Raw genomic sequence first — 12344 nt, forward strand, 5'->3', positions numbered from 1 at the left:
ATAAATAGCACGAAACCGACCACGAGGGGGTCAGTTCCAATCCGTCGCCAAGGGGTCAGTTCTAACGCGTCGTTGACAATCGACAAGGTAAAGGTCTGGAGTCCGGCCGATCGCGTCCGCTACGACCGCGCAGACGCCGTTGCAGTCAGCGTCTACAGCCACGTCTTTAACTCCAACCCCGCCCTCGACAACGCCCAGCTGTTGCTGCTGGACGATGCGCACGCTGCCGAGGGATACGTCGCTAGCCCCTGGAAAGTAGAGATCAGCCGTTCGGAGCACCCGAGCGCCTACCAGGACGTGCTGTCGGCGCTGCGCGATGCGCTCGACCCGTTCGTCTTCGCTCGCTTGCAGGTCGCCAGTCCAGATGACCGTAGCGATAGGGGCGTGTATCTGGCCTCGCCCGTGGGGGTCGCAGAGAACGCATCGCAGATCGAGCAGGTGCTGGCCATGGCGGTGGCCGGCGAGAAGGTGTCCACGGGCGCTCGGTACGCCTGGATGAACATCCGTGACCACGTGGACCGCTGTCTGGTGTACGTCTCTGGCCGGGGGTTGCTGATCCGACCGATGATCGTGCCGACCGTGGGACATCCCGCGTTCAGCGCCCCGGCCCGGCGGGTCTACATGAGCGCCACCCTCGGTTCAGGTGGTGAGTTGGAACGTGCCTTCGGTCGCAGCAAGATCAAACGGATCCCGGTCCCGAGGGGATGGGAGAACCAGGGGGCCGGGCGTAGATTCTTCATCTTCCCGGAACTGACGAACGACCTATCGGCCGATCCAGCCGCGACCAACGCTTTCGTCAGCGCCGTCATCGCCAAAGCCGGGCGAGCACTGATCCTCACGCCGGACGAGCACACCGCTACGCAGTTCATCGCGAACCGACTCCCCAACGGCTATCCGGTGATCCGAGCCAAGGCTGTAGAGAACGATCTCGCGCCGTTCACATCGACGGTCGCGGCCGCGCTTGTGCTGGCCAATCGCTACGACGGCATCGACCTCCCGGATGACGACTGCAGGCTGGTCGTGCTGGACGGGTTGCCGACGGGTGCCGACCTGCAGGAGAAGTTCCTGCACGAGGCACTTGGCGCGGTAACGGTGCTGCAAGAGCGCATCCGTGCGCGAGTCATGCAGGGCTCCGGACGCGCCACCCGCAACGCTCGCGACTACGCCACCGTGCTGCTTCTGCGCAACGACCTGACCTCGTACATCGCGGGCGGCGAGGCGAAGGATGCGATGCCACCCGAGGCGCACGCCGAACTGGACTTCGGATTGCACAACAGCTTGGACCCCACCACATCAGGGGAGCTGCAAGAGCTCCTGGAGATGTTCAATCAGCACGGCGCGGCGTGGGCTGAGGCCGACGTCGCTATCGCCGAAGACCGCGACCTGCATCAGCGGGTCATGCCTTCGGGCACTGACGACCTGCAGAAGACCGTCAAGCACGAGGTGGCCGCCTGGGAAGCCATCTGGGCTGGCCACTGGGATTGGGCACTCACCGCGATCCGCAAGGTGATCGACGAGCTGGCGACCGCGGGTACCGCGAAGCGGTACGCCGCACTATGGAACTACCTGGGCTACACCACCGCACGCCGGGTGGCCGGGTTGACCGGGGACAACACGCTGAACACTACTGCGGACGACTTCTACCAAGAAGCCCGCCGGGCCGCGCGCGGAACAGCCTGGATCTCTGGCATGGCCGCGCCGGCCGAGCGGAACGTCGCACCACCACAGACCAGCCTTGATGTGCTGGACGAGGCCGCGATGACAGCAGTCCTCACCCAACACGACCTCGCCACCCCGCAGCAGTTCACTGCAGCGGTCGCCATAGCCCGGACCGGTCTGCAAGAGACGGACGATCACCAGCCCTTCGAGGCCGCCCTGGTCACGCTCGGCACCCTCGCCGGCGCGGCCGACAGCTACACCTACGACGACGACAGGGAGCAGTCCAAGCCGGACGCGGTCTGGATCTTCGGCGACGAGCAATGGGTCATCTGGGAAGCCAAGAGCAGGGCCACCACCACCGGCTCGATCGGCCCGTCGGACGTCAAGCAGGCCGGCGGCCACCTTCGCACCGTCGAGGCCGATCGCACAACGATAGCGCCAGGCGATGGTGTGTGTCTGCTGTTGAGCCGAAAGCCCGGCGTCTTGCCCAGCGCTGAGAAACTGGCGGAAGGACACGTGTTCCTCGTGCGCCCGGAGACCGTTTTTGAGATGTTCGACCGAATCGTTCGCGCGTGGCACACGTTGCGCAGCCGCGGCTTGTCCTCGTTAGACGCTGCAAGCGCGGCGGAGATCTTCCGCGCCGAAGGCGCCCTGCCGACCCAGTGGCTTCCTACCCTCCGCACGTCTCCGCTTCGCCCACCTCAGCCGTAGTCCGGTACAAGGAGTGGGGGGCCACCACCGAGGTGTGCGGCGGCGCGCGAGGCAGATCCGCTGCTGCCTGGTCTCCTCCGCGATCCTGCCCCGCCATGTCGCAGCGATCGCTGGCGTCCTGACGAGAAGCTCACGCGACGGCAGAGCCGCGTCACCGCCGGTGGCGGCGTCGGGGTCGTTGCCCTCTGCCCTCAGCAGGCTGTCGATGATGTCGCTCAGAGCGGACAGCTGCCCCAAAGACAAACATGGTCGCCCTACTGAGCATGGACTGGACATTGTCGGAGCGCAGGCTCACCTTCGCGTCGAGCTCAGCCCCGTCGAGCCAGGCGGGTCCCTCTCCAGGAAGAACTCGGACTTGACCCGAAGAACTCTGCGGGCAGGCGCAAGTAGCGCGGGCTGGGCTCGTGCCGCTCGCCGCTGAGCATCTTGTTGATGTAGACGGAGGAGATGGCGTAGGCGCCGTCCTGGCGTCGGCCTGGAGAGGGTGCCTGAGGGCTACGGGTCGTTTGCTGGCCGTCGTGCGACCCGCGGGCGACACGCGGGCCTGATGTCCGCAATCCGCGTCCAGACCAATGGGTCGCGAGTGCCTCGCATCCCAACGTGGGATGCCGTGGGGTGTCCGCCACCCGCGGGGGAGGGGCACTGCCCCTTTCGGCCCGCGATGGCTACCTGATAACGGGTCTTCTGTTCCTGGACGCTCGGGCCTGTGCCGATTTTGGCCTGGATAAGGCTAGAGGCTGATTGTGGCGACGAGGGGCCGGTGGTCGGATGCGGGGGTGTCGCGGCGAGCGTTGGGGTTGTCGTCGATCGACGTGGGTGGGGGTCCGGCGGTGACGTCGCCGTCGGCGACGTGGTGGGTGACGAGGTGGCTGACGAGGATGTGGTCGATGAGTTCCTTGTTGCCGCGGTAGATGCGGGAGTAGCGGTTGTCGATCGGGATGCGGGCGGCGAGGTTCCACAGCCGGTTCCCGTCGCCTTGGTCGTCGATGTCGTAGCCGCCGGTGCCGATCTCGGATCCGGGGGGCCCGGACAGGATCTGGGTGGTGGCGGCTTGGGGTTCGTCGTTGAGGTCGCCGAGCACGATCACCGCTCGTTGTTGGCCGTGGCCGGCGAGCAGGGTGGTGGCGGTGTCGCGGACGGTGACGGCTTCGGCGGTGCGCCGGTTGAGCGCGTAGGCGCCGTAGCGGGCGCGGAGGCCTTCGTCGCGGGTTGAGAAGGCTCCGTCGGGGAAGGTGAGCAGTTTCGATTTGAGGTGGCAGGTGACGAGGTCGATCCGGGTGCCGATCCTGGTCACCACACCGGCGACGAGCGCGGGGCGGCCCATCGCGGTCTCGTTGACGTTGGTGTCGTCGACCTGGATCGGTCGCAGCGGTGCGGGGAACGCGGAGACTTGGTGGATGTCGAGGAGCTCGAGGCGGGACAGGAACCCGACCCGGATTCCGCGCCCGTCGGGGTCGGCGGTGGCGTGGAAGGCGTACCCCTCGTCGGCGAGCGCTTTCGCGAGGTCGTCCAGTGCGGTTGGGTCGCCGACTTCCTGGACGGCGAGCACATCCGGGTTCAGCGATCGGATGGTGGCGGCGAGCGCGGCGAGTTTGGCGTCGTAGGCGGCTTGGGTGGTGGGGCCTGACGCTCCTCCGGGTGGGAAGAAGTTCTCCAGGTTCCAGGTTCCGATCGCCACCATCGCGTCTCTCCTTTGCTCGCTCGACTCTGACCGTCCGGTCCAGGTGTGCCGACCATGGTGGGGTCGCTACCCGGTCGCCGACATGCAGGAGCCCTGCGTGAGGTCTCTGATACGCAGTGGAGATGAATCTTTACCTCGCGGCAGCGGGTCCGGGATCGGGCTGTGGTGTCGACGCACTGAGGGTGGGCCGGTCGGGGAAGGCGCGGAGCAGGACGTCGACGACTGCACGGAAGCGTTCGTGTTCAGTGGGGTCGCGTCCCTCGGTGGCCCATTCCATGGTCAACGGGTGGATGAGCTCGGTGCGGTCGCGCTCGCGGAGATAGACCATGATCGAGCGGATCCGCAGCGCGGCGAGGTCCGTCACCCGATGGTCATCGCGTTCCACGGCCCGGTGGTGCTCGACGACAGCCGCCCGGCAGGCCAGGACCGCATCCTCCACGAATTCGAACATGCGTGCGATTATGATTGGTCGGGGACGGGTGCGCCAGGGGCTGTCAGCAAGCCCACGCGATCGGGGCGGCTCCTGCAATCCCTCCGGCACGTCGGTCCGAGGAGGTGTCTGGCCGCCGGCGCGGAGCACGCGGGCCATCACCGGAGCCGCACCGGCCTGCGGGAGATTCGGACTGCCCGCTGCCGGCCAGAGCGCAGGATCGAGGCCATCACAGGCTCGGGGTGATGCGGGCACGGGCACGAGGGCGAGGGTATGGGCGTGGGCCGGCATATCTGCATCAGACGCCATCAGTTCGAATCATGCGGCGAGCGCATCGCCCGAGCATGTCGTCGTCGCCGTCACCGGCCGTGTGGCGGGTGTTCTTACAGAAGTGCGATTAAGAGTATTGACAAGATGAGGATTAGGACCATCGTCGATATGATTCGGTGAGGCAATCTTCTTTCTCGCCTGACATGCTGGATAGGCCAGGTCTGATGGCGGCGTCGCGGATAGCCCCTACGTCGACCACGAGGCTGCCTCATTGTCGCGCCTGTCCGATGCTGGCGATCGGTCTGCGGCATGTGGGGGGAACAAATTTGTTCAGTCGGTGGCTGCGCACACAACAATGGACGCTCGGTAGTGCCAAGAGGGCAAGCGGAACTTAGGGCCAAATAGTGAGTGGTCCCGAGGATGTTTTCGGTGGTCTTGATCTGACTCTCGAAGCGGGCAACTGTCAGCAGTGATTCGCCTTGTGTAACCTGCTTAATGCAGCGTGATGCCAAGCAATGATCCGAACAGTAGAAAGGGGCCCATCGGGATCGAGTCTGGCGGTCCCCTCCTCGCACAACGGATGACCAGTGTCGTCGCAGCCGCCGCGGTCCAACCGAGCAAAGTCCCGCCGAGGACGGTCTCCCAGCTCTGCCATCCCATCGCTAGACCGAGCAGGCCGCCGAGCTTGACGTCGCCGGCTCCGAGCCCGCGGCGGGAGACAAGAGCGATGACTAGGTAGGCGCCGAAGATCAGCGCCGATGCGCAGAGCGCACGCAGTAGATCCGCGAAGTCGTTGTTGGCCAACGCGCTGACGGTCAGCAGAGCGACGAGCGTGACGTAGGTCGGCAACACGATGATGCTGGGAAGCCGTCGCTCGATCACGTCGATCGTGGACAGCACGGCCCCGGCGGCCGCGAGGCAGCAGAAGGCGAGCAGGTCGACACCTTCGAAGCGAATGGCCAGGACGGCGAATGTGAGACCGGTGCTGGCCGATCCAACACCGATGAGCAGTCTGGGGCTCGTCGGCCGCGTGAGGGTACGCGAGGTGACTGTGACGGCGAGTATTGCTCCGAGGAGAACGCCGAGGCCAGCCGCCGCAAGGACAACGGCTACCGGAGGGGGGCTTGCCGTCAGCGCCCAGGATTCAGGGGCTCGGTACTCGTAGCCCGTTCGGGTGAACATCGGTCGAGGGCCCTTTCCGACCTGGAAGTCCGTGTTGACGGACTTCCAGGTCCGTACGGGTCGCGGGTGTACTTGTGATCAGTATCGCCTCATGATCAGAGGCGCGGGAACCGTCGAGGGGACGTTCGGTGGATGGGGTGAAGTCGATGCGCCTGCCAGCGCGTGTCCTCGCGGTGGTCGTCGCCGTGGGCTGCGTTGCCGGGTGTTCGGCGTCAAGTCCAGCGCCGGTCACGCCGCCGGTGTCGGCAGCTCCGCCAGCGACGACGGCCGCATCGCCGGCCGAAGCGCTCGCAGGAAAGGACGCCCTCGCGGCGTACCGCGGGATGTGGGCGGATTTCGTCACAGCAGGTCTGACCTCAGACTGGCGTTCGCCCGACCTTGGACGCCACGCGATCGGAGTCGCGCTGACCAACCTGTCGCGATCGTTGTACGCGGATCACTACAACGGCATCGTTACGAAGGGCGAGCCCATCCTGAACCCGATCGTGCGTTCGGCCGATCCGACTGATGATCCGGTCAAGGTGATTGTCGGCGACTGTGGTGACTCAAGCCATTGGCTGAAGTACCGCGCGGACGATGGCGCGCTAACCTCCGCCACATCTGGAGGCCGCCGTCGCATTACTGGCGTCGTCGACAAGCAGGCCGACGGATCGTGGAAGGTGTCTGACTATGCGGTCGAGGATCTCGGGACATGTTGAACTCATCGTCCGTGATGGTCGCCGTCGGGCTGCTGGCTGTTGGGCTGCTGGGCGCTGGAGATCCACCCCTTCCGTCGCCGCCTGGGGACGGCTTTGGTGGAACGTCGTGTGACTCGACACCGTCTCCTGCGTGCGATGTCTATGCCGGCTCTCCGGCTGGTTCGGCAGCGCCGCCGCCCTCGGGCGCGACCAGCAACCCGCCGCGGCGTCGAGCGCCGAGCGCCTCGGCGCCACAAGCGCCGGCTGTTGCTTGTTCGTACGCGCGTAGCGATTTCCAACCTCCGCCGGGTGGCGTAGCGACGGCGGCGTTTAGTCGTCCACTTCGCCCGAGTGTCGCTGTGGCGGCGGTGCTGCGTGTCCCGCTGGCGGCGGGCCCACCGACGGCCGGTCCGGGTTCGGGCGATGGTGCCTGGTACGTGTGGCGGTGTTCGGGGGAGGGCTGGCGGGATTCGGTGTACCGGGCGCCGGTGTGGATCGCGGACGGCCAGCAGGCGCCGGGGGTTGCCGGTCCGACGCCTGCGGAGCTCGCGGAGATCGCTCGGCGGCAGTTGCGGCTACCGGATCCGCTGGTCGCGGCGAGTCCGGTGGGGACTCAGCTGGTGAATCTGCCGACGTGGCTGTGGCTGGGAGGTGACTGGGCTCCGGTGCAGGCGACGGCGGCGGTACCGGGTGTGTCGGTGACGGCGCGGGCGGTGCCGGCGTCGGCGAGGTGGGTGATGGGGGACGGCAGCGTGGTCGTCTGCCGTGGCCCGGGCACCCCCTACACGGCGGGCAATGATCCGGCGGCGCCGTCGCCGGACTGTGGCCACACCTACCGGGTGTCCTCGGCCGGGAAGCCGGGTGAGGTGTTCGCGGTGAGTGTGGCGGTGAGCTGGACGGTCACCTGGGCCGGCGCGGGGACCGGTGGCGCGTTCCCCGGGCTGACCACGACCGGGGGAGCCGCGTTCCGGGTCGCCGAGTCCCAGGCTCTGGTCACCGGCGGCGGCTGACGACACACAGCACAACAGACGAGCAGACGACAGCGGTAGTGCACGGGCGCAACGGACCGGCCGGATGGTCGGTGCGGTGATCCTGCGCGCCCTCACCCCCAACGGTTAGGAGGTCCGGTCATGCGCACGATCCTTCCCACGCGCGAGCGTCGCGTGGACATCCCGGGCGACGCCGCCCATGTCGAGGCTGACCCGTGGCCCGCGCGTCCGGCCGCCGCGCCGGGTGGGCGTCGTAGCGTGCCGCACCTGTTGCTCGGGGTGCTGTTGGTGCTGGCGTGCGCGGTCGGGGCGCTGGTGGTCACGGTGCAGTTCGGGGGTTCCCGGATGGTGCTGGCCACTGCGCGGGCGGTGGGAGTGGGGCAGGTCCTGTCCGCCGCGGACGTCCGTCAGGTGTCGCTGCCCGCCGACTCCGATATCCGCGCGGTCGACGCGTCCGCCGCTCCCACGCTGATCGGACGGTCGTTGGCGGTCGCCCTGCCCGCGGGTGCGGTGCTGACCCCGGAGTCGTTCAGTGGCGCCGGTACGCCGCCGGCCGGTCAGGCGATCGTCGCGGTCGCCCTGGACCCGGGCCGGTTACCGGCGGAGGTCGCGCCGGGCGACCAGGTGTCGGTCGTCGTGGCAGCGGTCGCGACCGCTGGCGCGGCTGTTGAGCGGCCGGCGGCCCGGTCGTGGCCGGCGGTGGTGACGAGTGTCGCGCCGTCGGACACCGGCCGGTTGACGGTGGTGTCGGTGCAGCTTGGCGAGATGTCGGCCCGCGAGGTCGCCGCAGTGCCGTCGGGCCAGGTCGCGCTCGTGCTTGTCGCGGCCGGCGGGTGAGCGGGGTGGAGGTCTGATGATGATCGCGGTGGTGAGCGTGAAGGGCTCCCCAGGGGTAACGACGCTGTGCCTGGCGCTGGCGGCGTGCTGGCCCGACCCAGGCGCTCCGATCGTGGTGGAGGCCGACCCGGCCGGCGGTGATGTCGCGATGCGGTTCGGTCTGGCGCCCTCGCCAGGGCTGCTGAGCCTGGCCGCGGCCGCGCGCGGCCGCGCGGGCACCCGAGGCGAGGGCGTGGCCCGGCCGGCGGAGGGCGCGGAGTTGGTGTGGCGCCACGCGCAGCCGCTGCCGGGGAACGTGCCGGTGGTGGCGGCCCCGCCGGACGCGGGACGCGCCCGCGGAGCACTGGCCGTACTCGCCACACTGGACGGGGCGGGTGGGCTCGGCCCGGGTCCGTTGCGTGCCGCCGCCGCGCACCCGGGAGCGGTGCAGCTGGTGGATTGCGGCCGGGTCGACGAGGGGTCACCGGTGATGCCGCTGCTGCGGTCAGCGGACGTCATGGTGGTGCTCACCGGGGCGGGTGCGGATGACCTGGCGCACCTGGCCCGGCGGATCCCGGAGATCGGGGCCTGGTCACGCGACCCGGTACTGCTGCTCACGGGTGGCGGCCATTCGATCGCCGCTGTCGCGCGCGAGCTGGGGGTGACCCCGCTGGCCCGCGTCCCGCACGACCCGAGAGGAGCCGCGGTGCTGACTGGGCACCACAGTGTCCTGCGCTGGCACCGCAGTGGACCCGGACGGTCCGTGCTGGGCCAGAGCGCCCGCGAGATCGCCGATGCGCTCGCCGCCCGCGCCGCTATCGCCGCAACTCCCGGCGATGCCCGCCCGAACCCGGCGAGTCGTCGCGCAGGTGCGACCAGCAACGACAGCCTCGGTCAATCGACCACGGCAGGGAGGGCGTCGTGACGGGCGGTGGCGAGGACGGGTCGACAGGCGTGGCGTGGCGTGGCGGACGAGCGGGCGCGGCGGCAGCGGTCCCGGTGCCGCTCCGCAGGCGCACCGAACGGCGGGGAGAACGGGTCGTCGTCGGTGATGTCGAGGAGCCGTCGGCCCCGGCCGAGGCGGCGGAGCGGCGGCTGCGCGAGCACGTCCGGACGGTTCTGGCCGAGCGGCTCCCGGGGCGGGCTGAGGATCAACGCCGCCGCACCGGCGCCCGGAACACTCCTGAAGGGCATCGGGCCCTGGCGCGGGAGATCGTCGACGACGCGGTGAACACGTTCACCGAACAGGAGCTCACCGCCAACCGGCCGCTGGTCGCGGCGGAGGCGGAGCGGCGCGTGGTCGCCGAGGTCATCGACGAGCTGTTCGGGATGGCCGGGCTGCAGCCGTTGCTGGACGACCCGCGGGTCGAGACGATCAACGCCAACCGGTTCGACCGGGTCTTCGTGCAGTACTCCGACGGCCACCGCTGCCGGGTCGGGCCGATCGCACGGTCGAACGAGGAGCTGACCGACCTGGTGCGGCTGCTCGCGGCGCGGGCGTCGAGCCAGGAACGGCGCTTCGATCACGGCAGCCCGTCGGTGAACCTGCAGCTGCCCGGTGGGGAGCGGTTGTTCGCGGTGATGGCGGTGACCGCGGGCGGGGTGACGTCGCTGTCGATCCGCCGCCACCGCTACCCGCGGGTGACGCTGGATCAGCTGCGGCTGCGCGGCACCGTCGACGAGGTCCTGGTCCGGTTCCTGCGGGCGTGCGTGGGGGCCCGGAAGAACGTGGTGATCGTGGGCGGGACCGGGGTCGGGAAGACCACTTTGCTGCGGGCGCTGGCCGCGGAAATGGACCCGATGGAGCGCATCGTGACCATCGAGGACGCGTTCGAGCTCGGCCTCGACACCGACCCGGCAGTACACGCCGACGTGACCGCGTTCCAGGCGCGGGAGGCCAACATCGAAGGCGAGGGCGCGGTATCGCAGGCGGATCTGGTGCGGTGGGCGCTGCGGATGTCGCCCGACCGGGTCATCGTCGGGGAGATCCGCGGGCCCGAGGTCGTCCCGATGTGCAACGCGATGAGCCAGGGCAACGACGGCAGCATGGCCACCCTGCACGCGTCGAGCTCCGCTTTGGCGTTCACCCGGCTCGCCTCCTACGCCGCGCAAGGCCCCGAACGGCTCCCCCTAGAAGCGACCAACCTGCTCGTCGCCGGCGCGGTGCATGTCGTGGTCCACCTCGCGCGGGTGCCCGGCACCCGCGGCGCCGACACCGGGGGAGGGACCCGGGTGGTGTCCTCGATCCGCGAGGTGGTCGGCGCGGACGGCCAGCAGGTGGTGTCCAACGAGATCTTCCGGCCTGATGAGGACCGGCACGCCCGCCCGGTGCCGGGCGCGATCCGGTCCGACACCCTCGATGATCTGGTCGATGCCGGGTTCGACCCGATGCTGCTCACCCGGGCCGGCCGCGGGTGGCAGCCATGACGGTGCTCGTGGCAGTGGTGTCGGCGGCGGGGATGGCGAACCCCGGGCGGGCCGCGGTCGCCGCCCTGTTGGGCGGAGGGTTCGGGCTGGGGGTGTACCTGTTGTTTGTGGGCCTGCGCCGCCGGCTACCGGGACGGCCCGCCGGGGCGATGCTGGTCGCGCGGTGGCGCGACGGCGGGTGGGACCGCCGCGACATGGCCGTCCGAGCGGGCGCCACCGTCGGCACCGCGGTGGTGGCGGGGGTGCTGACCGGCTGGGTCGTCGGGGCGGTGCTGGTCGGGGCGGGGTGCTGGTTTCTGCCGCGGGTGTTGGGCCGCGACACCGCGCACGCCCGCTGGGTCGCCCGGATCGAGGCCGTCGCGACCTGGACGGAGATGATCCGCGACACGCTGTCGGCCGCGGCGGGGTTGGAGCAGGCGGTGCTGGCGACCGCCCCGCTCGCCCCCGCCCCGATCCGTGACGAGGTCGGCGCGCTCGCGGCGTGCCTGGACCGCGGCGAGCGCCTGGTGCCGGCGCTGCGCGGGCTGGCCGACGACCTGGACGACCCCACCGCTGACCTTGTCATCGCGGCGTTGGTGATCGCGGCCGAGCAGCAGGCCCGCCAGCTCGCCGACCTGCTCGGCGCGCTCGCGACGACGGCGCGGGAACGGGCGTCGATGCGGATGCGGGTGGAGGCCGGACGGGCCCGGACCCGCACCTCAGTACGGGTCATCGTCGGCACCACCACCAGCTTTGCGGTAGCCGTTGTGCTGCTCAACCGGCCCTACCTCGCCATGTATGACTCGGTGACCGGACAGGTCGTGCTGCTCGCGGTCGGGTTGCTGTTCGCCGCCGGCTTCGCCTGGCTACGGCGGATCGCCACCGTTCCCGAGCCTGCCCGGCTGCTCACCCGCCCTGACGACGAGCCCAACGACCCCTCCCGTGCGCACCGCGACGCCGTCACCGGCGCCCGCACCGGTGGAGCGGACTCGTGACCGGCTGGGTGAGCGCATCGGGCTCGACGACGGTAGCGGCGATCCTGCTGGGCGCCGGGTTCGGCGGCGGCCTCTGGGCGATGGCGGTCTGGGCGTTCCCGCCGCGACCGACCCTCGGCGACCTGCTCTCACGCACCCTCGACACGCCTGCCGCGGCCGAGGACATCGGCCCGGTCGGTGGCCGCCTGGCCCGGCTCACCGTCCCGTTGGTGTCGCTGCAGCGGCGTGCGGGACTACCCGGTCCGCGCGTACGAGGGGATCTGCGGGTCACCGGCACACCGGTGGGGGAGCACCTCGCGGGCAAGGCGCTGCTGGCGCTGGCCGGGCTCGTGGCCCCCACGATCGCCCAGCTCGCGCTCGCCGTCGCCGGTTCCGGGTTCGGCATCGGGCTCCCGCTCGTCGGCGGGATCCTGCTCGCCGCGGCCGGGTTCGTCCTCCCGGATCTGCGGGCCCGCGGGCGGGCGGCGGCGATGCGCGAGGAGTTCCGCCATGCCCTGTCCGCCTACCTGGACCTGGTGTGGATCACCC

Annotated in this window: 10 protein-coding genes and 1 pseudogene; 8 read left to right on the plus strand and 3 right to left on the minus strand. The window is 69.8% G+C overall.

Annotated features, from left to right (window positions below):
* The first annotated feature begins 72 nt into the window (after positions 1 to 72).
* Positions 73 to 2370 carry a helicase C-terminal domain-containing protein gene (locus BGP03_RS11835; RefSeq protein ID WP_298799489.1) on the plus strand — a complete coding sequence of 766 codons (2298 nt, stop codon included), beginning with the start codon at positions 73 to 75 and terminating at the stop codon, positions 2368 to 2370.
* Between the two features lie 730 nt (positions 2371 to 3100).
* On the opposite strand, the gene BGP03_RS11840 is transcribed toward BGP03_RS11835, so the two are convergent.
* From BGP03_RS11840 to BGP03_RS11850, 3 genes are all read right to left on the minus strand, one after another.
* Positions 3101 to 4051 (minus strand): endonuclease/exonuclease/phosphatase family protein, encoded by a 951-nt coding sequence (locus tag BGP03_RS11840; protein ID WP_298799488.1) that lies wholly within the window; start codon positions 4049 to 4051, stop codon positions 3101 to 3103.
* 130 nt (positions 4052 to 4181) lie between these two features.
* A complete protein-coding gene (locus tag BGP03_RS11845; RefSeq protein WP_298799487.1) occupies positions 4182 to 4502 on the minus strand; it encodes a hypothetical protein in 321 nt (106 codons plus the stop codon).
* Positions 4503 to 5243: 741 nt separating this feature from the next.
* Complete coding sequence (locus tag BGP03_RS11850; RefSeq protein WP_298799486.1) at positions 5244 to 5933, minus strand: A24 family peptidase; 690 nt, start codon at positions 5931 to 5933, stop codon at positions 5244 to 5246.
* Positions 5934 to 6079: 146 nt separating this feature from the next.
* Between BGP03_RS11850 and BGP03_RS11855 the strand changes: the two genes are divergently transcribed.
* The 7 genes and pseudogenes from BGP03_RS11855 to BGP03_RS11885 all read left to right on the plus strand — a co-directional run.
* Positions 6080 to 6631: a hypothetical protein gene (locus tag BGP03_RS11855; protein WP_299736293.1), complete on the plus strand. Its 552-nt coding sequence runs from the start codon at positions 6080 to 6082 to the stop codon at positions 6629 to 6631.
* Between the two features lie 599 nt (positions 6632 to 7230).
* Complete coding sequence (locus BGP03_RS11860; protein WP_298799484.1) at positions 7231 to 7620, plus strand: hypothetical protein; 390 nt, start codon at positions 7231 to 7233, stop codon at positions 7618 to 7620.
* Between the two features lie 120 nt (positions 7621 to 7740).
* Positions 7741 to 8436, plus strand: a complete 696-nt coding sequence (locus BGP03_RS11865) for an SAF domain-containing protein (RefSeq protein WP_298799483.1) — start codon at positions 7741 to 7743, stop codon at positions 8434 to 8436.
* Between the two features lie 16 nt (positions 8437 to 8452).
* Positions 8453 to 9340 carry a chromosome partitioning protein gene (locus BGP03_RS11870; RefSeq protein ID WP_298799482.1) on the plus strand — a complete coding sequence of 296 codons (888 nt, stop codon included), beginning with the start codon at positions 8453 to 8455 and terminating at the stop codon, positions 9338 to 9340.
* Between the two features lie 170 nt (positions 9341 to 9510).
* Positions 9511 to 10842: an ATPase, T2SS/T4P/T4SS family gene (locus BGP03_RS11875; protein WP_298799490.1), complete on the plus strand. Its 1332-nt coding sequence runs from the start codon at positions 9511 to 9513 to the stop codon at positions 10840 to 10842.
* Positions 10839 to 11816, plus strand: a complete 978-nt coding sequence (locus tag BGP03_RS11880; protein WP_298799481.1) for a type II secretion system F family protein — start codon at positions 10839 to 10841, stop codon at positions 11814 to 11816. Before BGP03_RS11875 ends, BGP03_RS11880 begins: the two co-directional genes overlap by 4 nt.
* A pseudogene (locus BGP03_RS11885) lies at positions 11813 to 12344 on the plus strand (secretion system protein); the annotation flags it as partial. The gene BGP03_RS11880 and the pseudogene BGP03_RS11885, both read left to right, overlap by 4 nt.

The sequence above is a fragment of the Pseudonocardia sp. 73-21 genome, from assembly GCF_001899645.1.
Classification (GTDB): domain Bacteria; phylum Actinomycetota; class Actinomycetes; order Mycobacteriales; family Pseudonocardiaceae; genus Pseudonocardia.